The 24,198-nt window shown below is 56.3% G+C and carries 21 protein-coding genes; 8 read left to right on the forward strand and 13 right to left on the reverse strand.

Annotated features, from left to right (window positions below; genetic code table 11):
• Positions 1–13: 13 nt before the first annotated feature.
• Together PH7735_RS07375 and PH7735_RS07380 are read left to right on the forward strand one after the other, a co-directional pair.
• Positions 14–1,789 (forward strand): SLC13 family permease, encoded by a 1,776-nt coding sequence (locus tag PH7735_RS07375; protein WP_058310619.1) that lies wholly within the window; start codon positions 14–16, stop codon positions 1,787–1,789.
• Positions 1,790–1,889: 100 nt separating this feature from the next.
• A complete protein-coding gene (locus PH7735_RS07380) occupies positions 1,890–2,726 on the forward strand; it encodes a DUF302 domain-containing protein (protein WP_233488279.1) in 837 nt (278 codons plus the stop codon).
• 62 nt (positions 2,727–2,788) lie between these two features.
• Here the strand turns inward: PH7735_RS07380 and lpdA are convergent, their stop codons facing one another.
• From lpdA to puuE, 6 genes are all read right to left on the reverse strand, one after another.
• A complete protein-coding gene (gene lpdA / locus PH7735_RS07385) occupies positions 2,789–4,522 on the reverse strand; it encodes a dihydrolipoyl dehydrogenase (protein ID WP_058310621.1) in 1,734 nt (577 codons plus the stop codon).
• Between the two features lie 12 nt (positions 4,523–4,534).
• Positions 4,535–5,797 carry a 2-oxo acid dehydrogenase subunit E2 gene (locus tag PH7735_RS07390; protein WP_058310622.1) on the reverse strand — a complete coding sequence of 421 codons (1,263 nt, stop codon included), beginning with the start codon at positions 5,795–5,797 and terminating at the stop codon, positions 4,535–4,537.
• A gap of 23 nt (positions 5,798–5,820) precedes the next feature.
• Positions 5,821–8,475: a pyruvate dehydrogenase (acetyl-transferring), homodimeric type gene (gene aceE / locus PH7735_RS07395; protein WP_058310623.1), complete on the reverse strand. Its 2,655-nt coding sequence runs from the start codon at positions 8,473–8,475 to the stop codon at positions 5,821–5,823.
• 206 nt (positions 8,476–8,681) lie between these two features.
• Positions 8,682–10,094 (reverse strand): uracil-xanthine permease family protein, encoded by a 1,413-nt coding sequence (locus PH7735_RS07400; protein WP_058310624.1) that lies wholly within the window; start codon positions 10,092–10,094, stop codon positions 8,682–8,684.
• 88 nt (positions 10,095–10,182) lie between these two features.
• Positions 10,183–10,695 (reverse strand): ureidoglycolate lyase, encoded by a 513-nt coding sequence (locus tag PH7735_RS07405; protein ID WP_058310625.1) that lies wholly within the window; start codon positions 10,693–10,695, stop codon positions 10,183–10,185.
• Entirely contained in the window at positions 10,665–12,080 is a 1,416-nt protein-coding gene (puuE, locus tag PH7735_RS07410; RefSeq protein WP_058310626.1) for an allantoinase PuuE, read from the reverse strand. Before puuE ends, PH7735_RS07405 begins: the two co-directional genes overlap by 31 nt.
• A gap of 154 nt (positions 12,081–12,234) precedes the next feature.
• Here puuE and uraH point away from each other — a divergent pair, with 154 nt between their 5' ends.
• Positions 12,235–12,591, forward strand: coding sequence for a hydroxyisourate hydrolase (gene uraH, locus PH7735_RS07415; protein ID WP_058310627.1), 357 nt, complete (start codon positions 12,235–12,237; stop codon positions 12,589–12,591).
• 12 nt (positions 12,592–12,603) lie between these two features.
• Here the strand turns inward: uraH and PH7735_RS07420 are convergent, their stop codons facing one another.
• Positions 12,604–13,518, reverse strand: coding sequence for a LysR family transcriptional regulator (locus tag PH7735_RS07420; protein WP_058310628.1), 915 nt, complete (start codon positions 13,516–13,518; stop codon positions 12,604–12,606).
• Positions 13,519–13,649: 131 nt separating this feature from the next.
• On the opposite strand from PH7735_RS07420, the gene PH7735_RS07425 reads away from it, so the two are divergent.
• From PH7735_RS07425 to PH7735_RS07440, 4 genes are all read left to right on the forward strand, one after another.
• Positions 13,650–14,879: a urate hydroxylase PuuD gene (locus PH7735_RS07425; protein WP_058310629.1), complete on the forward strand. Its 1,230-nt coding sequence runs from the start codon at positions 13,650–13,652 to the stop codon at positions 14,877–14,879.
• A 144-nt stretch (positions 14,880–15,023) separates the two neighbouring features.
• Entirely contained in the window at positions 15,024–15,947 is a 924-nt protein-coding gene (locus PH7735_RS07430; RefSeq protein WP_058310630.1) for an MBL fold metallo-hydrolase, read from the forward strand.
• 74 nt (positions 15,948–16,021) lie between these two features.
• Positions 16,022–16,684 carry a phosphoglycolate phosphatase gene (gene gph / locus PH7735_RS07435; RefSeq protein WP_058310631.1) on the forward strand — a complete coding sequence of 221 codons (663 nt, stop codon included), beginning with the start codon at positions 16,022–16,024 and terminating at the stop codon, positions 16,682–16,684.
• Between the two features lie 112 nt (positions 16,685–16,796).
• Positions 16,797–17,372 (forward strand): PA14 domain-containing protein, encoded by a 576-nt coding sequence (locus tag PH7735_RS07440; RefSeq protein WP_058310632.1) that lies wholly within the window; start codon positions 16,797–16,799, stop codon positions 17,370–17,372.
• A gap of 79 nt (positions 17,373–17,451) precedes the next feature.
• Here PH7735_RS07440 and PH7735_RS07445 read toward each other — a convergent pair whose 3' ends face one another.
• The 5 genes from PH7735_RS07445 to PH7735_RS07465 form a co-directional block, all read right to left on the reverse strand.
• On the reverse strand, positions 17,452–18,126 hold the full coding sequence (locus PH7735_RS07445) for a hypothetical protein (protein ID WP_058310633.1): 675 nt from the start codon (positions 18,124–18,126) through the stop codon (positions 17,452–17,454).
• A gap of 89 nt (positions 18,127–18,215) precedes the next feature.
• Entirely contained in the window at positions 18,216–18,539 is a 324-nt protein-coding gene (locus PH7735_RS07450; protein ID WP_058310634.1) for a hypothetical protein, read from the reverse strand.
• Between the two features lie 287 nt (positions 18,540–18,826).
• Positions 18,827–19,810: an MrcB family domain-containing protein gene (locus tag PH7735_RS07455; protein ID WP_145865280.1), complete on the reverse strand. Its 984-nt coding sequence runs from the start codon at positions 19,808–19,810 to the stop codon at positions 18,827–18,829.
• Complete coding sequence (parE, locus tag PH7735_RS07460; protein WP_058310636.1) at positions 19,807–21,765, reverse strand: DNA topoisomerase IV subunit B; 1,959 nt, start codon at positions 21,763–21,765, stop codon at positions 19,807–19,809. The genes PH7735_RS07455 and parE overlap by 4 nt, the downstream gene beginning before the upstream one ends.
• A 181-nt stretch (positions 21,766–21,946) precedes the next feature.
• Complete coding sequence (locus PH7735_RS07465) at positions 21,947–22,237, reverse strand: DUF2218 domain-containing protein (RefSeq protein WP_058310637.1); 291 nt, start codon at positions 22,235–22,237, stop codon at positions 21,947–21,949.
• Positions 22,238–22,516: 279 nt separating this feature from the next.
• On the opposite strand from PH7735_RS07465, the gene ppk2 reads away from it, so the two are divergent.
• On the forward strand, positions 22,517–23,506 hold the full coding sequence (gene ppk2, locus PH7735_RS07470) for a polyphosphate kinase 2 (RefSeq protein ID WP_082645151.1): 990 nt from the start codon (positions 22,517–22,519) through the stop codon (positions 23,504–23,506).
• Positions 23,507–23,534: 28 nt separating this feature from the next.
• On the opposite strand, the gene PH7735_RS07475 is transcribed toward ppk2, so the two are convergent.
• Positions 23,535–24,188 carry a DUF2461 domain-containing protein gene (locus PH7735_RS07475; protein WP_058310638.1) on the reverse strand — a complete coding sequence of 218 codons (654 nt, stop codon included), beginning with the start codon at positions 24,186–24,188 and terminating at the stop codon, positions 23,535–23,537.
• Positions 24,189–24,198: the final 10 nt, after the last annotated feature.

Here is a 24,198-nt window from a genome sequence, read left to right on the forward strand (position 1 = left end):
CATCGGACGATTCATGGATTTATTTGATTTTTCACAAACCACTCAAGCGTTTTTGGCTCTTGCTGTGGTGGCCTGCATGTTCGCGTTATTTATGCGAGAGGTTTATCCTGCCGAAGTGGTGGCGATTGCAGGCGCATCTGCGCTCTTGATCCTTGGGCTTTTGCCGTATGAAGAAGCGCTTCATGTTCTTGCAAACCCGGCCCCCTGGACCATTGCTGCAATGTTTGTCGTGATGGGGGCACTGGTGCGGACAGGGGCGCTTGATTGGTTCACACAGATTGCGGAAAAACAGGCCGAACACAGCCCCGCCGTTGCGATTGGCGCATTGATGGGTTTTGTGATGATTGCCTCTGCATTCATGAACAATACGCCGGTTGTTGTTGTGATGATCCCCGTCTTCGTCCAGTTGGCGCGAAAGTTGAATGTATCCGCCAGTAAGTTTCTGATCCCGCTGAGTTATGCGGCGATTCTGGGCGGCTGTCTGACCCTGATCGGGACTTCTACAAACCTGCTCGTTGATGGTGTTGCCCGCGCACGCGGTATGGAGCCTTTCACCATTTTCGAGGTCACACCGCTGGCTGCTATTCTCGCCGTTTGGGGCGCGTTTTATCTCGCCTTTATTGCGCCCCGCCTGCTGCCCAATCGGGACAGCATGGCAGATTTGCTGTCTGATAAAGCGTCAAAGAAGTTCTTCACGGAAGCGGTTATTCCGCCTGAGTCAAATCTTATTGGACGCGAAGTTCTGGATGTGCAGCTGTTCAAACGGGACGGTGTGCGTCTTGTCGATGTGATCCGTGGGGATCTTTCCCTGCGTCGTGATCTGAAAGGTGTGATCCTTCAGGTGGGCGACCGCATTGTCTTGCGGACCAAAATGACCGAGTTGTTGGGCCTGCAACGCAACAAATCGCTCAAACGCGTTGATCAGGTCTCTGCCGTTGAGACGACGACGGTTGAATCGCTGATCACGCCAAACTGTAAAATGGTCGGGCGCCGTCTTGGTGACCTGCGCCTGCGCCGTCGTTATGGGGTCTATACGCTGGCTGCACACCGCAGGGACAAGAATATCGGGCGGCAGCTGGATGATCTGATCGTGCAACCTGGTGATACGCTGTTGCTTGAGGGGACACCGGAAGACATTCAGCGTCTGTCAACAGATATGAACATGCTTGATGTGTCAAAACCGACGGACCGTGCTTATCGCCGCAGTCACACACCGATTGCGATTGGGGCTCTGGCCGGGATTGTTGTTCTTGCGGCACTTGGTGTTGCACCAATCCTGCTGTTGGCAGTTCTGGCGATGGCGCTTGTCTTCCTGACACGCTGTATCGACAGCGACGAGGCCTTCGGGTTTGTGGACGGGCGTTTGCTCGCTCTGATTTTTGCGATGTTGGCTGTGGCAACGGCCTTGGAGACATCGGGGGCAATCGAGCTGATTGTGAACGCTCTGTCACCCTATATTGCCGGACTGTCACCGTTCTTTATCGTTTGGGCGATCTATCTGCTGACGTCGATCCTGTCGGAGACGATCAACCACGCGGTTGCCGTTGTTCTGACACCCGTTGCCATCGGGATCGCGACGTCTTTGGGCATTGATCCGCGTCCTCTTGTCGTGGCGGTCATGATCGCTGCCAGCGCCACGTTTGCCACACCGATCAGCTATCAAACCAATATGATGGTGTATGGTCCGGGCGGGTACAAGTTCACCGACTTTATGCGCGTGGGCATCCCCTTGAACCTTTCGATCGGGTTGTTGGCATCAGCCCTGATCCCGTTTTTCTTCCCTCTCTGAAAGGGGGAGACAAGGCATCTTTCGCGAGAATTGATTGCTTCGTTTTGGGAACGGACTACCATCCGGTCCACGATAAAACGAAAGGTGCCCGATGCTGAGGATGAAATCGATTGTTGCCGCTGGTGTCATCGCCACGTTGCCTGTTTTGGCTTTGGCCGGGGGGCTTCAGGACAAGGTAGATGCCCTGACGCAGACAACCTCTTCCGAGGTCGCTGCAGCCGGATTGGTTCCAATTGTAATGATTGACCATGCGCGTCTGGCCGCCGAGGCAGGGGTGGAAATGCCGCCCTCGATTGTTCAGGTGTTCAGCTCTGGCGAAACCAACTCCCGCGTCCTGTTCGAAAATATTCGCGCAGGGCTGGATCTGCCCTACCGTGTTTTGTCCTACGTCGAAGGGACGGAGGCGCGGCAGGTTTACACCAACAGCGCTTTTCTCGCCCAACGTCATGGCCTGATGGATAGGGCCGCGCTCGCTCAATACGACGCGGATATGTCTGCGGTTACCAAAGGTATGGCGGCGGCCCCAACAGAGGGGCTTGCAAAAAACTACGGGATTATTGAGCTTCAATCGCCATACGACGTTGAGCAAAGCATCGCAAATCTAAAGGCCATTGTGACCAAGCAGGCCGATACTGTTTGGTTCGGGGAGGTCGACTTTCAGGCAGAGGCGGCCGCCGCTGGCGTTGACTTGCTGCCTGCGGTTCTCTTGCTGTTTGGCGGGCCCGCGCCCGGCGGGGTGGCCATGCGCGACTTTCCGGCGATTGGTCTGGATGCCTTTTGTCAAAAACTGCTGGTCTATCAAGATGACACCGGCCAGACCCGTGTGATTTTCAACGATATTGCTGCGATGGCCCAGCTGCACTATGGGCGCTCGGCAGAACCACATGATCTTTTGAACCAGCGTCTGACAGAGACGTTCAAAACGGCATTGAAATAAGAAAGGACCCGACGCGGATGCATCGGGTCCTTTACATTTTGTCATGAGCCTTTGGCGCGGATTTACTTGCGCTTTTTGGGTGGCATCAGGTCGGTGATCGTGCCTTCGAACATTTCTGCTGCAAAGTTCACGGTTTCCGACAGGGTCGGGTGTGGGTGAATGGTGTGACCCAGATCAACGGCATCCGCACCCATTTCAATGGCCAGAGCAACCTCGGCCACCAGATCACCGGCGTTGGGACCAACGATGCCGGCACCGATTACGCGGTCGCCGTCTTCGTCAAACAGCACTTTGGTGATGCCCTCGGAACGGCCCAGGGACAGGGAGCGGCCCGAAGCGGCCCAAGGGAAGACGCCCTTGCCAACCTTGATGCCTTCGGCTTTGGCTTGGGTTTCGGTCATCCCAACCCAGGCAACCTCGGGGTCGGTATAGGCAACGGACGGGATGACGCGTGCATCAAAGAACCGTTTGTGGCCTGCACAGACCTCTGCGGCGACCTTACCTTCGTGCACGGCCTTGTGTGCCAGCATGGGCTGTCCGACCACGTCACCGATGGCAAAGATATGCGGCACGCCAGTGCGTTGCTGGTTGTCGACCGCAATGAAGCCACGTTCATCAACGGCAACACCCGCGGCTGCTGCGTTGATCTTGGCACCGTTCGGACGACGCCCGACAGCCACCAGCAATTTGTCAAACGTATCGACTTTTTCGCCGTCTGGCCCTTCCATCGTGACTTTGAGACCTTCGTCGGTGGCTTCTACGCCGGTGACTTTGGTCTTGGTCAGGATCGCCTCGTACTTTGCCTTGATGCGATTGTGCAGGGGCTTCACGATGTCTTTGTCAGCACCGGGAATGATCTGGTCCATAAATTCGACGATGGTCACATCCGAACCAAGCGCGTCATAGACCGTCGCCATTTCCAGACCGATGATGCCGCCACCCAACACCAGAATGCGTCCGGGGACGTCTTCCAGTTCAAGTGCGCCAGTCGAGTCGATCACACGTGGGTCATCATGCGGGATGAAGGGCAGGGTGACGGGTTCGGATCCTGCGGCGATGATACACTGATCAAAGCTGACGGTGGATTTTATGCCGTCATTGTCGACTTCGATCATGTTGGCGCCGGTAAAGGTGCCGTATCCGTTCACAACCTGCACTTTACGCGCCTTGGCCAGACCCGCCAGACCACCGGTCAGCTGGTTGATGACGCTTTCTTTCCAACCACGCAGCTTGTCGATATCGACATCCGGTTTGGCGAAGGTGATGCCGTGATCGCCCATTTCCTCGGCTTCGTTCATCACCTTGGCGGCGTGAAGCAATGCCTTTGACGGGATACAGCCCACGTTCAAACACACACCGCCCAACGAGGAGTCTTTTTCGATCAAAACGACCTTTTTGCCAAGATCGGCAGCCCGGAACGCGGCGGTGTAGCCACCAGGGCCGGACCCAAGCACGACAACTTCGGCATGCACATCGCCTGCGCCGGTTGCGGTGCCCGTTGCGGCCACGGCCTGCGGCGCGGCCGGAGCTGCGGCCGGTGCATCCGCTTTTGTAGGGGCCTCGGCGGCGGCGCCTTCAAAGATCATGATCACGGTGCCTTCAGAGACATTGTCCCCTTCAGCCACTTTGATTTCTTTGACGACACCCGCAGAAGGGGAAGGGACTTCCATTGTGGCTTTGTCGCTTTCCAGCTCGATCAGCGGATCTTCGGCGGCGACTGTGTCGCCCACCGAAACCAGGATCGTAACAACCGGAACTTCGGAAAAGTCACCAATATCAGGTACTTGAATTTCCATTGTTTTGTCTCCTTACCACATCAGCTTGCGCATATCGCCCAGCAGCGTCTTGAGCGTCACACAGAAGCGTGCAGCCAAGGCGCCATCCACCGCACGGTGGTCATAGCTTAGCGACAAGGGTTGCATGAGGCGCGGCACAAACTCTTCACCGTTCCAGACAGGCGCCATTTTCGAACGGGTCAGCCCGAGGATGGCCACTTCAGGAGCATTCACAATTGGTGTGAACGAGGTGCCGCCGATGCCGCCCAGAGACGAGATTGTGAAGGTCGCGCCGGACATGTCGGGGCCCTTCAATTCGCCTGCACGCGCTTTTGCGGACAGTTCCATCAGTTCTTTGGAAATATCGACGAGCCCTTTGCGGTCCGCGTCCTTGATCACCGGAACCATCAATCCGTTTGGCGTGTCTGCCGCAAAACCGATGTTGTAGAAGCTCTTCTTGATCAACTTGTCGCCATCGGGATGGATTGACGAGTTGAATTCCCAGTGCTCTTTGAGGGCCGAGACCGACGCTTTGATCACAAAGCTCAGCAAAGTGACGCGATAGCCGTTCTCTTTGGCCATTGTGTCCATTTCCTTGCGGTATTTATCAAGGTCCGTGATGTCGGCTTCGTCGTTATGTGTGACGTGCGGTACGTTCAGCCACGACCGGTGCAACGCAGGGCCAGAGATCTTCTTGATCCGTGGCATCTCGACATCTTCGACAGGGCCGAATTTCGAGAAATCCACGGTCGGGATCGGCGGAATACCCATGCCACCCTGTACGGCGCCACCTGCGGCGGGGGCCGCTGCGGTCGACGATTTCAGGAAAGCGGTGATGTCTTCGCGCAAAATTCTGCCCTTGCGGCCGGTCCCGTTCACCTTACTCAGCTCGATATCCAGCTGACGTGCAAAGGCACGCACAGACGGCGACGCATGGGCCTTGCCAAAACCGGCGTCTGTGACGGCAGGGGCGGGGGCCGCCTGCGCTGCGGGTGCGGCTGGCGCTGCTGCTGCGGGGGCGGCAGCGGCAGGGGCCGCCTCGACGGGGGCCTCTGCCGCTCCATCTGCCTCAACAATCAACAAGAGCGATCCTTCGGACACCATGTCTCCTTCGGACACTTTGATGTCGACCACTTTACCGGCGCTCGAGGAAGGGACTTCCATCGTGGCCTTATCGCTTTCCAGCTCGACGATGGGGTCTTCCACCGCGATCACGTCACCAACACTGACCAGAACGGTCACAACAGGCACTTCTGCAAAATCGCCGATATCGGGAACTTTTACTTCAACAGTCATTGTTCAATCTCCTCTCTTCCCGATCACACCAGGCGCGGGTTCGGCTTGGCGCCGTCGATGTCGTATTTGGCAAGTGCCTCTTCCAGCACTTTCTTGGTGATGCTGCCTTCGCGGAACAGGTCCACCATGGCGGCAGCAGCGATGTGGTTTGCATCCACCTCGAAGAACCGGCGCAGGTTTACGCGGCTGTCAGAGCGGCCAAAGCCGTCTGTGCCCAGAACCGTATAGCGTCCAGGCACACAGGACCGGATCTGCTCGGCAAAGTTCTTCATGTAATCGGTGGCCGCAATGATGGGTCCGTTTGCTTTGGACAGTTGTTGCGTCACAAACGAAACCTTGGGTTCTTCCAGCGGGTTCAACCGGTTCCAGCGTGCAACATCCTGACAATCACGTGCCAGTTCGTTGAACGACGGGGCCGACCAGATTTCCGAGGTCACACCAAAGTCCGCTTCCAGCATTTCTGCCGCTTTCAGCGCCTGAACCAGAATGGTGCCTGATCCCATCAGGGTAACGTGCTTTTTGGTGGGCTTTTTCACGTCTTTGAAACGATAGAGACCTTTGATGATCTCGTCCTCAACGCCCATGGGCATATCAGGATGCGCATAGTTTTCGTTCATCAGCGTGAGATAGAAGAACACGTCTTCCTGATCTTCATACATACGCTTCAGACCATGCTGCACGATCACGGCAACTTCGTGCTGGAACGTCGGATCATAGGTCACACAGTTTGGAATGGTTCCGGCAAGAATATGGCTGTGGCCATCTTCGTGCTGCAAACCTTCACCGTTCAGCGTGGTCCGACCTGCAGTGCCGCCCAACATAAAGCCGCGTGCGCGGCTGTCGCCAGCGGCCCAAGCCAGATCGCCGATCCGTTGGAACCCAAACATCGAGTAATAGATGAAGAACGGGATCATCGGCACGCCGTGGTTGCTATAGGACGTGGCGGCGGCAATCCAGTCGGCCATGGCGCCGGCTTCGTTGATGCCTTCCTGAAGAACCTGACCGTTGACCAGTTCCTTATAGTACATCATCTGGTCCGCATCCTCGGGGGTATATTTCTGACCCTCGGGGTTATAGATGCCAACCGAACGGAACAGACCTTCCATACCGAAGGTGCGGCTTTCGTCGGGAACAATCGGCACAACGTTTTTGCCGATCTTCTTGTCCCGCAGCAGCGTTGTCAGAATACGGACAAAGGCCATTGTGGTCGAGATTTCGCGCTCGCCCGTGCCTTTGAGTTGCGCCTCGAACTTTGACAGGGCAGGGATCTCGAGTTTGTCCGACTTGCTTTCGCGTTTGGGGAACTCGCCGCCCAGTTCTTTGCGGCGATCCGCGAGATAGGCTTTCTGCGCGTTGTTGAGATGAACAAACGGCGCATTTGGCAGGTCTTCATCACTGACCGGAATTTTGAAACGGTCGCGGAAGGCGCGCAATTGCTCTTCGGCCATTTTCTTTTGCTGGTGGGTGATGTTCTGGCCTTCGCCAGCAGTGCCCATGCCATAACCTTTGACCGTTTTCACCAACAGGCAGGTGGGTTGGCCTTTGGTGTCGGATGCGCGTTTGAAGGCGGTGTAAACCTTTTGCGGATCATGGCCGCCGCGACGCAGGGCCCAAATCTGTTCATCGGTCCAGTCTTCGACCAGCTTGGCCGTTTCGGGATATTTGCCGAAGAAGTGCTCGCGAATATAGGCACCGTCCTTGGATTTGAACGTCTGGTAATCCCCATCAACGGTTTCGTCCATCAACTGGCGCAATTTGCCGCTGATGTCTTTTTCCAGAAGCTCGTCCCAGCCTTTGCCCCAAAGGAGCTTGATGACGTTCCAACCTGCACCGCGGAAATCGCCTTCGAGTTCCTGAACAATCTTGTGGTTGCCGCGTACCGGTCCATCAAGACGTTGCAAGTTGCAGTTCACGACAAAGATCAGATTGTCCAGACCTTCACGGGCTGCAAGGTCGATTGCGCCGCGCGATTCAGGTTCGTCCATTTCGCCGTCGCCAAGGAAACACCAGACCTTGCGGTCGGCCATGTCGATGTGGCCACGGTTGTGCATGTATTTCATGAACCGTGCCTGATAGATCGCCATGAGCGGCCCCAGACCCATCGAAACCGTTGGGAACTGCCAGTAGTCAGGCATCAACCACGGGTGCGGATAAGAAGACAGACCATTGCCTGCGACTTCCGAGCGGAAGTTTTCAAGCTGCTCTTCGGTGATCCGCCCTTCCATGAAGGAACGGGCATAGATGCCGGGGATCACGTGGCCCTGAAAGAAAACAAGGTCGCCGCCGTGAATGGCGGATTTACTGCGCCAGAAATGGTTTAAACCTATATCATACATCACCGCGGACGAGGCGAAGGACGCAATGTGCCCGCCGTACTCGGACGAAACCTTGTTGCGGCGTACAACTGTCGCCATCGCATTCCAGCGGTTAATGGTGCGGATGCGCCATTCCATGTCCAGATCGCCAGGAAAAGCTTCCTGATCGTCTGCCGGAATGGTGTTTTGATAAGGGGTTGTTGCCGAAAAGGGCAAGGTAGCACCGGCCGCGCGGGCCTGCTGTACTGCTTTGTCCAACAAATAATGGGCGCGGTCGGCACCGTCGCGGGCAATAACATCCTCGACGGCTTCTTGCCATTCCCGGCTTTCGATTGGATCGATGTCTTCGAATTGGTGCGCCATATGCAGCGTCCTCCTCCAGATTGACGTAGCGTTGCGATCTTATAGTTTAATATTAAACCAATTGGGTAGGTTCCTAGCGTCATAGCAGCCATGCGTCTAGCGGGGAACTCGTAGTATTGGGTATATAGGCGGAAAAAGCGCAAAGAGGTAAAAAAAAATGACCACCAAAGATGGTGGCCAGTTGAAAATTTTGATTTTGAAGGGTGTCAGTTGTCGCCTGACATCCCTCCCGAGACTTCTTCCGTGGCTTCTGCTGACAGCTCTTCCGGCAGGATGAGATTGAGGACAATCGCGATCAACGCTGCAGGAAGCAGGCCGCTTGTCATCAGAATGCGCAGGGTGTCGGGCAGGTACTGAACCGCACCCGGTTCAAGTTGCAGACCCAGACCAATCGACAGGGCAATCGCAAAGATCACCATGTTGCGACGGTTCCAGTCGACATCGGCAAGCATCGAAACACCTGCCGCAACAACCATGCCGAACATGACAATCACGCCACCGCCGAGCACTTCAATCGGAACCGTCCGGATCACAGCGCCAACTTTGGGGATCAGGCCACAGATGATCAGGAAGATGGCACCACATGTCACCACATGGCGGCTCATGATGCCGGTCATGGCAATCAGGCCAACGTTCTGGCTGAACGAGGTGTTGGGCAAGCCGCCAAAGATACCGGCAACCGCTGTGCCAAAACCGTCGGCATAGGTTGCGCCCGAGATTTCCTTGTCTGTGGCTTCACGACCTGCGCCACCCTTGGTGATGCCAGACACGTCGCCAACGGTTTCAACGGCCGAGACAAACGACATCAGGGCAAAGCCGATAAAGGCCGCCGCCGAGAACTCAAACCCGTACTTGAACGGCATTGGCAAGGCAAAGGCGCTTGCCAGTGACCAGCTTCTGGAGATGCCTTCGACCGTCACCATGCCCATTGTCAGCGCATAGAGGTATCCGGCAATCAGGCCCAGCAACACGGCCGAGATCGACAACATGCCACGCGCAAAGAACTTGAGCCCCAATGTGACAAAGATCACAACCAGCGCTGCAGACCAGTTCAGAAGGGAACCGTATTCGGGTTTGCCAATCGCGGGCACGCCGCCCGCAGCATATTGAATGCCAACTTTAACAAGTGCCAAACCGATCATGGTCACCACCAGCCCCGTCACTAACGGGGGCAGGGCAAACCGTATCTTGCCGATAAAGAGGCCCAGAATGGAGTGGAAAAGGCCCCCGACAAGAACACCGGTGAACAGGATACCCAAGGCATCCGGCCCTTTGCCGGCAACCAGCGGGATCATGATCGGCAAAAAGGCAAAGGATGTGCCCTGAACAATGGGCAGACCGGCACCAACCGGTCCAAGGGTGATGGTTTGCAGCAAGGTTGCGATGCCCGCAAACAGCATGGACATCTGGATCATATAGGTCATGTCCGGAAATCCTTGCGCCCCCGCATCAGAGCCAAAGCCGAAACCGGCGGCACCGGCAACGATAATGGCAGGGGTGACGTTGGACACAAACATCGCAAGCACGTGTTGGATGCCCAGTGGGATCGCCTTGGATAAAGGCGGGGTATAATTGGGGTCTTTCAGCTGTTCCGCTGTCCCTATGGTAGTATCAGCCATACTTACGCTCCTGTTGTATGGGGATCTCGCCGCCTCTTTTTTGGTGGGCAGCTTTAAGGCGCCAAGGCGGTGACTCCGCCCAGGCGATTCAGGCAGACGTCACCGTAAAGGGCGCGTCATAGGTGAATTCTTCGAGGTTTGCGCCGTCGCCAATCCGGTCAACAACGGCAAAAAGGCCGGGGGCCGACAGGGGCGTCAGTACCCCGTGCCAAGTGCCTTTGTGAAAATTGATGCCTTGGTGTGGCGCAGTCAGAAAGGCGCGGGGCGTGCCGGGGCGCCCGTCTTCGTCCGGTGCCACGATGACAAGGAAGGGGGCGGGCGTCATTGGAATGAAGGCCTGACTTCCGTCGGGGTGGCGCTCGACCAGATCAAACACATAAGGCAGGTCGCGCGGTGTCGCATTGAACAGGCTGATACCGGCGCGGCCTTCGTCAAACGACAAAGTCGCCAGATCATGATGGCGACCGCACATTCCCTGATTGATGATTTTGTCCGGAATGCCTTTGAGTTCGAGAACATCTCCGAAGGGGGCAAAGGTGGCTTTTGTCAGGGGCTGTGCGATCAGATGGGTCACGGCAATATGTCTTTCAATCGATGCCATGCAATCCGCTCGACCTGTTTGCAGGCCGTGTCGCGTTCGGTGTCGGTGTCGTTGTTGATCCGGTCATGAAAGGCCGCAAGGATCGAGGTTTTGGTGTTGTCTTTGACGGCGATGATAAAGGGAAAGCCGTGTTTTTCGACATAGTCGGTGTTCAGCTTGGTAAAGGTGTCTCGCTCTTCATCGGTGAGCATATTCAATCCGGCACTGGCCTGTTCCGAGGTGCTTTCTGCGGTCAAACGTCCGGCCGAGGCCAGCTTGCCTGCAAGATCCGGGTGCGCCTGCAGCACGCCCAGCCGCTGTTCGCGGGTCGCGGTGCGGAAAATCCGCGCGAGCGCATTGCCAAGCCCGTCGGCGCAATCATGCGCCATGCCCAGTTCAAGATCATAGGCTCCTTCGGCAATCCACGGCGAATGTTCGTAGATCCCGCCAAAGACCTCTACAAATCGGTCCTTCGGCATCTGGCTTGGACGTTCAAACCGTTTGTGCGGGTGATGTTCGGCCCAGTGGCGCGCCACATCGATACGGCGCGGGCACCAGACACCGTCAAACTCCTGAATGTAATCGATGAACCGCTTTAGCCCGGCGATCTTGCCGGGGCGTCCGATCAGACGACAGTGCAACCCGATCGACATCATCTTTGGCGCGCCGTCCTGACCTTCAGCATAGAGGGTATTGAAGGCATCTTTGAGATAAGTGAAAAAGTCTTCGCCCGTAATATATCCCGGCGCGGTGGCAAACCGCATGTCGTTGGCTTCGAGCGTGTAGGGAATGATCAGCTGGTCACGGGATCCAACCTCAAGCCAATAGGGCAGGTCATCGTCGTAGGTATCAGAGATATAGTCGAATCCGCCTTCTTCGGAGACAAGACGCACCGTGTTGACGCTGCACCGTCCCGTGTACCAGCCCTTTGGCCGCGCACCGGTGACTTCGGTGTGCAGACGGATCGCCTCGGCAATGGCCGCGCGCTCTTCGTCTTCGGGCATGTCCTTGTGTTCTACCCACTTCAGACCATGGCTCGCGATTTCCCAACCGGCGCTTTGCATCGCGGCCAGCTGTTCGGGGCTTCGGGCAAGCGCAGACGCAACGCCATAGATCGTGACCGGAATATCCGCACCCGTAAACAGGCGGTGTAGGCGCCAAAACCCTGCACGTCCGCCGTACTCATAGATCGATTCCATGTTCCAGTGGCGTTGGTCGGGCCATTGTGCCGCGCCGGGGATGTCGCTGAGGAAGGCTTCGGATCCGGCGTCCCCGTGAAGCACGCAGTTTTCGCCGCCTTCTTCATAGTTTAACACGAATTGAACCGCGACTTTTGCGTCACCGGGCCAGTTGGGATGAGGCGGGTTTGCCCCATATCCTCGCATATCGCGTATGTATCTGCTCAAGCCGCAGCTCTCCTGTTCATTTTATCTAGTTGTATCGCACAATAATGTGCATGACTTTCAATGAATTCTTGAAAGAGTTCTTTGTGTCCTGTGCCTGTGAAAACGGCGCGCAACGCGGCAGAAAGGGTATAGCTTCAGCACGAAAGGGACCATTATGTCCGGATATCTGACCACGCACATCCTGGATACGGCAAAAGGTTGCCCTGCAGAAGGGATCGAAATCACCTTGTTCCGCCTTGAGGGGGACATGCGTACCGAGATCGCGCGCACGGTGACAAACGATGACGGGCGGACCGACTCGCCAATCCTGCCCGCGACTGAATTCGCCACCGGCACTTATGAATTGGTGTTCCATTGTGGCGCGTATTTGCGCGCGTCGGGGCAGGCGGGGGCCGAGCCTCTGTTTCTGGACGAGGTTCCGATCCGGTTCGGTATGGCGGATTCCGAAGCCCACTATCATGTGCCCCTGCTTCTTTCGCCATATGGCTATTCGACCTATCGGGGCAGCTAAGGCGGCCGCGCGTCAGATTTGGCGCGCTTGCAGTTCTTTTTGCACGCGGTCCACCATGAAATCGATGAACAGGCGCGTTTTCGGGTCCTGATGGCGACGGTGAGTATAAAGACAGGCCATCTGGATCGGGATCGGCGGGGTGTCCTGCAGCACCGGAACCAACCTGCCCGAGGACAGGTGTTCTGAAATTTCGAACACGGGCTTAAGCGTAATGCCATGGCCGTGCACAGCCCAACTTGTCAGAACATCGCCGTCATCGGATTCAAACGGCCCTTTGACCGCGAATTTTCGGATGCCTCCGGATGTTTCCAGTTGCCATTGGAATTCGGGCGCGCCGGGATAGCGCAGGTTCAGACAGTCGTGCCGCCCGTCTGTCAGGGCTTCGGGTCTGTCTGGCACCCCGCGTTTTTCAAGGTAGGCAGGGGCCGCACAGAGGACACGCGGGCAGTCCGCGATCTTTTTGATGCGCAACGTGCTGTCTTCGGGAAGGCCAAGGAAAAAGGCCACATCCAGACCTTCGGCTGTCAGGTCCAGTTTCCGATCACTGAGACGCAGGCGTAGATCAATCAGCGGATACTCTTCTTTGAACGCAGGGATATGTGGCGCGATCAGACGCCGCCCGACCCCCAAGGGGGCCGCCACATGCAAAAGCCCTCTGGGTGAGCGCGTGATCGAGGTCACCGCGGCCTCGGCATCGTCAATCGAGGCCAGTATCTTGCACGCCCCTTCATAAAAGGTTTCGCCCTGTTCGGTGGCGTTCAGCTGTCGGGTTGTCCGCATGAACAGCCGCACACCCAGATGATCCTCAAGCTGGGCAATGCGCGAAGACGCGACTGCCGCAGAAATACGCTGATCCCGCGCGGCGGCGGACATATTGCCTAATTCATAGACACGGACAAAGGTGCGGATGTTATCGATATAGGACATATGGGATGGTTCGCGCTATGAGTGCTTTGATCTTCTTGTTTTGTTTGAAGCTGTTCGGGCATTTTTCAAGATAGAGTGAAAAACAAACGCGGGCTAGTGTCTCGCGGAAACTAATTGAGGGGTCTGTTGCCGTGGAAGCTGCGTTTCTTTGGGATTGGGTGGAATTTGCCATCCGTTGGCTGCATGTGATCACGGCCATCGCGTGGATCGGATCGAGCTTCTATTTCATTGCCTTGGATCTGGGATTGCACCGTGAAGGCGATCTTGGCGGGGCTGACGGAGAAGAATGGCAGGTCCATGGCGGTGGGTTTTACCACGTTCGTAAATACCTTGTTGCTCCTGCGGCGATGCCGGATCACCTGACATGGTTCAAATGGGAGAGCTATTCCACGTGGCTGTCCGGTGCGGCACTGTTGATGGTTGTCTATTGGCTGGGGGGCGAGTTGTATCTGATCGACGCTACCAAAACAGAGCTGGTTCTGTGGCAGGGTATCCTGATTTCCGCGGTGTCCCTGACCATCGGGTGGGTGGTGTATGACCGGTTGTGTAAATCCGGTCTGGCGGAAAATCCCACATTGTTGATGGTGCTGTTGTTTGGTCTGCTGGTCGTGATGGGCTGGGGCTATACTCAGGTCTTTACAGGACGCGCCATGATGCTTCATCTCGGGGCGTTTACGGCGACAATCATGACCGCCAACGTGTTTTTCATCATCATGCCGAACCAGCGCATCGTGGTCGAAGATCTCAAGGCTGGTCGCAAACCCGATCCGAAATACGGCAAGATTGCCAAGCTGCGTTCAACTCATAACAACTATCTCACGCTGCCCGTTATTTTCCTTATGTTGTCAAACCATTACCCCTTGGCCTTTGCGACACAGTATAATTGGATCATTGCGGCTCTGGTGTTTCTGATGGGGATCACCATCCGGCATTTCTTTAACACCATGCATGCGCGTGGCGGGATGAAATGGTGGACATGGGCCGCGACGGTGGCATTGTTTATCGCGATTGTCGGGCTGTCTCAGGCGGGGCCGGATTATGCAGATTACGATGAAACCGAGGCTCGCGCCTTTACGCCAGCAGAGCAGGTCTTTGCGTCGGCGGATGGGTTCGAAGATGTGACGGATATTGTTCTTGGCCGGTGCAGCATGTGCCATGCGCGCGAACCCGGCTGGGACGGGATCACCCATGCCCCCAAAAACGTGCTGCTTGAAACGCCTCAGGAAATCGCCGCTGAAGCCAAACGGATTTACCTACAGTCCGCGATTACAACAGCCATGCCACCCGCAAATGTCTCTTGGATGGAGCCAGAAGAACGCGCCGCCATCCAAAACTGGTTTCGCGCCGCACAAGGCGGTTAATAGTGCTCTGGCCACTGCTTGAAAGTATCGGGACCTGCGATCCCTTTTCGTGAGCCTTGAACAGGGCTGCGACACTGAACGCACCTTGCAATTCAAAAATATGAATGTCAGCATGTGGAAAGCTCGGTTGGAGGAGGCATCCACATGACATCGACACGCAGGCAATTCCTGAAACACGCTTCGGCGGCATCTCTTATCACTGGTCTGGGCGCGCGCGCGTCTTGGGCGTCGGATATGGCCACCGTTGGTAAAATGAAAATCACGACGCTTTCAGACGGGCATCTGAACCTGCCAGCAGATTTCATCTTTGCACCGATGCCCCAAGACCAGCTTGCGCCGATCTTCTCGGAATTCAATGTCGGCAGCGGTCCTCTGACGCCGGAATGCAATATCACGATGCTGCAAGATGGAGAGCGCACGATACTGTTTGATGTGGGTTCTGGACCCGGCTGGCAAGACAGTTCCGGTCTTTTGATCGATGCACTGGATACGGCAGGTGTGGCCGTCGATGATGTGACCCACGTTGTGTTCACCCATTGCCATCCGGATCACCTCTGGGGGGTGCTTGATGACTTTGACGACACTCTGTTTTCGGAAGCCCAGTATATGATGGGGCGGGCCGAGTGGGATTATTGGTGGAACCCTGAAACCGTCGACACGATCGAGGCCGCCCGCACGACGATGGCGGTCGGGGCAAAGCGTCGGATGGAAGTCATCGAAGACAGCATCACCTTTTTTGACGACGGTGAAGAAATCCTCCCCGGGGTGGCGGCACGCGCAACCTATGGCCATACACCCGGCCATATGGGTTTTGAACTGCGGTCTGGCAGCGAAAGCGTGATGGTCGTGGGGGATGCGATTGGCAACCACCATGTGGCCTTTGCCGCGCCGACACTGCTTTCTGGATCGGATCAGGATCGCGAAACGGCGGCCAAGACCCGCATCTGGCTGCTGGATCAAATGGCCACGGACAAAACCCGCCTGATCGGCTATCACCTGCCCGGAGGCGGGATGGGCCATGTCGAGCGCAAGGGCGATGCTTATCGGTTTGTGCCTGAAGGCGCCTGAGACACGCACGACCCTTGCACCCTGTTTCAATCGGCGGCATGACTTGTCCCGACTGAAACGGGAAGGGGCCAAGCATGGCAGTTGTTATCTTTGATCTGGATGGGACGCTGATTGACAGCGCACCGGACATTCAGGGCGCGGTCAACGAAATGCTGGCGGCAGAAGGGCAGTCGCCTCTGGATCTGGCAACCGTGACATCCTTTATCGGGAATGGTTTGCCCAAACTGGTCGAGCGGGTCATCCGCCACCACGATATGGATATGGCACAGCACGCGCGCCTCACGGCAGATACACTCGCGATCTATAACCAGTCGGACTCGGAACTGACGCGCCTCTACCCCCATGTGATCGACACCTTGAAAACCCTGAAGGCCCAAGGCCACCGGATGGGGATTTGCACAAACAAACCTCTTGGGCCGGCGCTGCATGTTTTGTTGCATCTTGATCTAGGTGATTTCTTTGATGTGGTGATTGGCGGCGACAGTACAGATCGCAAGAAACCCGACCCCATGCCGCTGCAACGTGCCATGGCCGATATGTCGACCGAGACCATTCTTTATGTCGGTGACAGCGAGATTGACGCGGAAACGGCGGTCAACACCGGCCAGCCTTTTGCACTGTTTACAGAAGGGTATCGCAAGCGCGATATCGCGGACATTCCCCATACCCAAGCCTTTTCGGATTTTCGCGATTTGCCCGGGATTTTGGCGCGAATCCAAGGCAAAAGGTTGCGTTAGCGGGGACAAAAGCCCAAGTTAAACCCGTAAAGGTCGTGTGTTTGCTTGCTAGACTGCACGAAGTGGTTAATCATCTTCGGTGTAACGCCGGACCTGTTTGGGGGGAGATTTCATGAAAAAATTGTTCGTCGCTGCATGTGCAGCAGTGGGGTTGCTGCTGGCCTCGGTGGCCACAGCGGGTGTGATTGAGCTGACACCAGCCAGCCCCCAGCCTAAAAACGTAAAATCCGGCCTGAGCGTCAAGTATTTTACCGGTGACCGTCAGGTGCGTTCTTTGCACGCTGCAAAGTCGCGCATCAAACAGTCAAGCAAGGCCGGTAAGCCGTTGAAAGGGTTGAACTACCCAGACAAGGGACGTGGTGCCAATGTTCTGACAGCGGGTATTCCCGAACTGGTTGTGGCCGACATTCGCGGATACATCAAATTCGACACACCGGGTGTCTATGATCTGGAGTTTTTCACCAATGATGGTGCACAGGTCTGGATCAGCGGCAAAACCGTGGCCAAGCTGGATGACATCACGCCATGTGCAAGTGCAGGCCGCCCGAAGGTCAAGGTTCCCTCGGCGGGCTGGTACAACATCCAAGTGCTCTATTTCCAGAAAGAGGGCACCGCCTGTTTCGAGTCCGAGTGGAAAAAGCCCGGCGGCAGTGTCCAGCTGATCCCGAACTCGGCGTTTGGCCATTGACCTGACCGACACATTCCTATGTTTCAAGAGGGGCCTTCGGGCCCCTTTTTCGTGTCTGGCGTCAGGGCTGCGCGGCGTTTTACTGACAGATGCCCTCAAGTTCCACGCCGTCCCATGGCAGCAAAACCTCATCCGGTTGTGGCAGCGATTGCAGGGGGAAGACCTCGTCCAGAAGCCCCTTCATGCGGTGGGTGCGCGGGGCGTCCGGATCAAGCAGCGCACAGCACAGGTATTCCTCAACGATGCTGGCCTGCTGTTCGTACCCATAGTCGAGAAACGATGTTTGTGTTTCGATATCAAACAGATAGGGGTCACTCCCGTTCTGATGCTCGCGCGCTGCACCCCACGGGGAATATCCGGTCAGGTCGCGGTTTTGCCATTGCCAGACATGGGTGATTTCATGGGCAAACAACATCGCGGCCACCAGATCAATCTGTTGGGGATAATCTTTCAGGTAATCGGCAGTGTACCAGTCTTTGGAAAACAACACGCGGTTCCACAGAACCACGGCGGCCGGTGACACGGTGACGGTTTTGGCATCGCGCTCGGGGAACAGGCGTTCGCGACAGGTCAGGCGCGGGCGCTTTTCGGTCTGGAATGTCGCCACGCCCAAGGGCACGTCACGGGTCATGCGCACTTTGGATGTGTTGATCGTATCCCCTTGAATGTCTTGGGCAAACGCGATTTCGCTCGGCGTGAGGGGCCGAGAACAGGACAGTAAAAGAAAAAGGGCCAGAAAGGACGCCACGCGCATACCTCAAACCCTAGCATTTTGGGATCACGTTTCAAGCGTCGCGGGTGGTGAAATCGGGGCAGGCGCGCGTGATGGGCGCGCGTGCATCCTCAGGGCCAGGGCGAGGTAAGACGCTTGCCGCTGATGCATTCCTGATAATAGAAATCATAAAGCTGTTTGTCCCAGCCGCTGCCCGTGGCCGCCCCCACTGCGCCGCCCAGCAAAATGCCCCGCCGCGCGCCCTTTGAGCCGTTCTTGACCGCCCCCGCCGCACCGCCCGCATAATTTCCCGCCAAAGCGCCGCGCTGTGTGCCACCGGTCCCCGCCGCATCCCGCGCATACTGGTCACAGAACAGATGCGAGCGATCCGGCTCATTCGCAAGCGCGGGCAGGGCGAATAGGACGGTGGTGAGGGTGAGTGTGAGGCGTGTCATGGGGGGAGTTTGGCACGTGCGAGATGAGGGTGCAACGTGGCGTCACTCAAGTCGTTTGGGCCTGCCCAAATGACCGCACCCGACCAAGGCGATTGCCCGCAATCGCAGCGACCGACAGCCCAATGCTTGCAATGCATGAGAGGGTGAGGTCCGCCCTGTAACCTGTCCTTATTGCAGGACTTCTCCTTCCACCTCGGTCGCACCAAAGGTGCGCTGCCTATGACCGGCTTACCTCCGGCAAGACGGCGGGCGCGTTTGCCCCCACCCTCAGGATAGTGTAAGGAGAATTATCGGGGCTTCGATGCAAACAAGAAGCGAACGGAGTCGCGAAGTTGCTCTACGTCAGCCTCGTCATTTTGTTTGTGAATGACTCTGTGACATGTTGGACAAAGTACCAGGAAGTCGTCAGGGATTTTGTATCGTCTTGTTTCACCCTCAGATAGTTCTCTTATGGGCATTGCGTGATGTACATCGAGAGGGATGTTTTTTATCGGGCCTTGATAGTTGTAGTGCTTCGTTGGCTCTAATCCGCAACCTTCGCACTTAAGCCCTCGCCGTTCCAAAACTGGAAGTCGGACGTTTTTGGCGCGTTCTATTCGCTTTGAAAGCACAAATTTTCTCGTTTCCAATATGTCTGTGGAGCCGGACTGATCCATCATGCTGTCAATTGGCGTTCGTCCACCTCGATCAACAAGCGATCTGTATGCAGACAACATGTTTTCTAGATCGGTATAGAAAAGGACAGGGTCAATTTGATTTGCCTTATAAACTCTTCCAAAAGCATGACCGGCCTCGTACCCTTTGGGTAAGCTGGAATTCGAACCCAGATCGATTGGAGTATTGTCAAAGTGCGCTGAAAAATCTGCAACTCGTTCTGCCATCTCGATAGCTCTTCGCGCGAGTATTCTCCGACCTTCTTCGTTGTCTCCAAACTCTTCGTATACCTCAGTGGTTCCTTGGTTTAGGGACAAGACGATTTCTTCGGTATCTGCATTGATTAGATAAACGACATAAAACCCTCTGGTCGCGGTGTCAGTGACGATCGGATCGAAGAAATCCAGCCACGGCACAGAAGCCCATTGTGATTGACCAACGCTGGCCTTTACTTCCAAATCATACGGCAAAAATATTAGACGTTTCTTTGCTTCTACGGAGATATCGTGCCTCACAAAGTTTGCGAACTCGCTACCTGCAAAGCGTTTTACTCTTTCGAAGACATACTCACGCGCCAAGCGTGCTAGTTGTTCATGAAGCATGGTGCCATATCTCAAACATCCAACTCCTCCACGAACTTCGCATTTTCCTGAATGTACTGGAACCGCATTTCGGGTTTTTTGCCCATGAGGCGTTCCACGAGGTCTCCGGTTTCGCCGGGTTCGTCCTCGTCAATGGTCACGCGGATCAGGACGCGTGAGGCGGGGTCCATGGTGGTTTCTTTCAGGTCTTTCGCGTCCATCTCGCCCAGACCCTTGAAGCGGCTCACGTCGATCTTGCCTTTGCCGCCGATGCCTTTTTCAAGGTGTTCGTTCTTTTCGATCTCGTCGATGCAATAAACCCGCTTGGCGCCCTGGGTCAGGCGGAACAGGGGCGGGCAGGCCAGATAGAGGTGGCCCGCGTCAATCATCGGGCGCATCTGGGTGAAGAAAAACGTCATCAACAGCGCCGCGATATGCGCGCCGTCGACGTCCGCATCGGTCATGATGATGATCTTGTCATAGCGCAGGTCATCAACGTTGAATTTGGTGCCAAGCCCGACACCCAGCGCCTGTGTCAGGTCGTTGATCTCGGCGTTTGAGCCGAGCTTGGACGAGGCCGCGCCCAAGACGTTGAGGATTTTACCACGCAGCGGCAACAGCGCTTGGGTCTTGCGGTTGCGGGCCATTTTGGCCGAGCCACCCGCCGAGTCACCCTCGACGATAAACAGTTCGGTGCCCGCGCGGTTGGTGGCAGAACAATCGACCAGTTTGCCCGGCAGACGCAGCCGTTTGGTGGCGGTCTTGCGCTGGGTTTCTTTTTCCTGACGGCGGCGCAGGCGTTCTTCGGCGCGCAGCACGAGGAAATCAAGGATCGCGCCAGCGGATTTCGTGTCGGCAGCCAGCCAGTTGTCAAAGTGGTCGCGCACGGCGTTTTCCACCAGACGCTGGGCCTCGACAGTGGCAAGGCGGTCTTTGGTCTGGCCGACAAATTCGGGTTCGCTGATGAAGCAGGACACAAGGGCACAGCCGCCCGTGATCAGGTCATCGCGGGTGATCGAGGTGGCCTTTTTGTTGTTGACCAACTCGCCATAGGCCTTGATGCCCTTGAGGACAGCAGACCAGAAGCCGGCCACATGGGTGCCGCCTTCGGGGGTGGGCACGGTGTTACAGTAGGACTGGATGAAACCGTCGCGCGACGGGGTCCAGTTGATGGCCCATTCCACCTTGCCCGGAACACCGAAGCGCCCCTGGAATTCGACCGTGCCGGCAAAGGGCTGATCGGCATAGGTGGATGAGCCGTTCATGGTTTCCTTGAGGTAGTCCGACAGGCCACCGGGAAAGTGGAACGTGGCTTCGGTCGGGGTTTCCCCGTCATCAATTGCGGTTTTCCAGCGGATTTCCACGCCCGAGAACAGATAGGCCTTTGAGCGGATCGAGTTGAACAGGCGCGCCGGTTTGAAACGGTGCTTGCCGAAAATCTGTTCGTCCGCGTGAAACGTCACCGTGGTGCCACGGCGGTTCGGGGCGGTGCCGACCTTTTCGACCGGTCCTTGCGGGATGCCGCGCGAGAACCGCTGTTCGAACACTTCTTTGTTGCGGGCCACCTGAACGACCATCAGATCCGAAAGGGCATTCACGACCGAGGCCCCCACACCATGCAAACCACCCGAGGTTTGGTACGCCTTGCCCGAAAATTTACCACCTGCGTGCAGGGTACACAGGATGACTTCCAGCGCGGATTTGTCAGGGAACTTGGGGTGAGGGTCGACAGGGATACCACGCCCGTTGTCGCGGATCGTAACAGAATAGTCTTCGTGCAGTTCGACTTCGATCCGGTTGGCAAATCCGGCGACGGCCTCGTCCATCGAGTTGTCCAGAACTTCGGCAACCATGTGGTGCAGGGCCCGTTCGTCGGTACCGCCGATATACATGCCGGGACGTTTGCGGACAGGTTCCAGACCTTCCAGTACCTCGATAGAGGACGCGTCATAATCTTGGGTTTGGGTCTCGGTCAGGAGATCATTTGCCATGCGTCGGACTGCTCTTTTTTGATTTTGGTTGGCATGTATTATGGCAGGGGACGCGCGCAGGGGGAAGAGCCGTTGCATTTTTTGCACCGGCTCTTTTGATGGCCCCTTCACACAGCGCCGATTGGTGCGGTGATGTGGGCAATACGGGGGGCTCGGACCTTATCCGAAGAGGGGGCTGCCGTTAGGCGGCAGCCCACGAAATCTCGAGATCTTCGCGAAAGGCAAACCGCAAGATGTGCTTGTCCACGACGTCTTGAAACTGTGCAAGGTCGGCGTCTTCGGGCACGTCAAGACGCATCGCGAGATGGTCCGAGTGGGCGGTCAGCGAAAGATGGTTTCCATTCGGGAACCGGATATCGCCAGCCTCGGGTGTAAAAGACACCTCTGCCTTGTGTGACCAGTGTTTGCAAAGCTGCAGAAGGTAACCGCTTGCCTTTTGTGTGGCGGTCGAACCGGTTGAGGTTTGAGTCATGTGCCAATTGTCCTGATATGCAAAGGTTTTCAAGCTGGCTCGGGTTGGGGTGCTCTGGTGGCGCCCTTGTGGCTCGCTTGCACTTAATCTGCGCATTCCCCGCCGGAAATCAAGACAGCACAACCGCAGGGTCAGTGTGCATCCATTCAGAGGTAGCGATAATTCAGGAACGCGCCGCAGGATTGTTAGAAATTCGTTACATTTGTTGACGTGTGTCAAGGCGCGGTGTGAAGCCTCGCGATAGGGTGCAGCCACGTTCAGAAAACAAGGAGTTCTTTTATGACTACAAACACGGCTACCCCTCCAGTTGCAATTCAAAAAGCTGCCACCGAAGCCACCACAGCCAAGGCAAATGGTGCTACGGCAAAGGCTCCTGCAGCCGCACGTACAGAGCCAAGTACGAGCCGCAAAACCGCGCCAACCCCCGAAGAGGTGCGTCTCGCTTTTGAAAGCGGCGAATACCCCTATGACAACAAGATGTCCCGTCGGGCGTATGAGACACAAAAGGCCAAGCTTCAGGCAGAACTGTTGAAAGTTCAGTTGTGGGCACAGGAGACGGGCCAGAAGTTCGTGATGCTGTTCGAAGGTCGCGATGCGGCTGGTAAAGGTGGAACGATCAAACGGTTTACCGAGCACCTGAACCCACGGAATGCCCGCGTTGTGGCACTGAACAAGCCCACCGACGAAGAGCGCGGTCAATGGTATTTCCAGCGTTACATCGATCACCTGCCAACAGCTGGCGAGATGGTGCTTTATGACCGCTCCTGGTATAACCGCGCTGGTGTCGAGCGTGTGATGGGGTTCTGTGAACCTGGCGAGTATCTGGAATTCATGCGTCAAACCCCTGATCTCGAACAGATGCTGGTCCGGTCCGGTATCCGCCTTTACAAATACTGGTTCTCGGTCACGCAGGACGAACAGCGCCGCCGTTTTGAAAGCCGCGAAACCGATCCATTGAAACAGTGGAAGCTGTCGCCAATCGACAAGGCGTCGCTGGGTAAATGGGACGACTATACCGAAGCCAAAGAAGCGATGTTCTTTTATACAGATACCGCAGATGCGCCTTGGACCGTGGTCAAATCGAACGACAAGAAACGTGCTCGTCTGAACTGTATGCTGCACTTCCTGAACTCGCTGGATTATCCGGGCAAGGATCTCAAGATCGCGCATGGTCCTGATCCGCTGATCGTGAATACGGCCAGCCACGTAATCCACCGTTCAGAGCATATTCTCGGCACAGCTTTGCACCCGAACGGCCGCAAAGCCTAAGAGTTAGGACTCCTGCGGGCGCTGCGGATCAGAGGAGGGGACGCAGCGCACTCTGAACGGGTAGGAGATCCGAGAAGGCGGTCATGATCGTTTCGGTCAGGCCGCCTTTTTTTATGTCCTGAGGGGACTTGTCGAACCACACTGACAGCCCCTTGTGGCGCAAAAGATCGCCGCGTGGATGGTCCTTGGCATAGGGGGCTGGCACGCGTTTGAGTTCTGGCTCTGACAGGCGTGCGCCCTTGTGGGTCAGATCGGATACCAAAGTCGCAAATGTTGCGTCTTGGTCGACTGCCGCCCGCCAGTTCAACAAGGCGGTCTTGTCAAATCCCATGACGCCAGCGCCGATGCTGATGTAAGACGGGGAAATCCCGAAATACCACCCCTGTCCAGACGCCCCCGCCGGGGTCGTCCAAAGCATATGCAAATGCGTGTGATAGGGCGTTTTGTCTTTGGAAAAGCGGACATCGCGATGCGGGCGAAACAGCTTTGTTGTCACCGGTTGCGCAGTCATCCGCCCAAGATCGGCCGAAATGACATCCAGAAGGGCAAGGGCCGGATTCTTGAGAAGGGTATCATACTGCGCCTTGTTGTCCTGAAACCAGTCGCGTGAATTGTTGCTTTCCAGCTTGGTCAGAAATGCGCGGGCCTCGGGTACAAGACTGGCAAATGGATCAGATGACATGGCGATTTCC

The organism is Shimia thalassica (assembly GCF_001458215.1).
Taxonomy (GTDB): Bacteria; Pseudomonadota; Alphaproteobacteria; order Rhodobacterales; family Rhodobacteraceae; genus Shimia; species Shimia thalassica.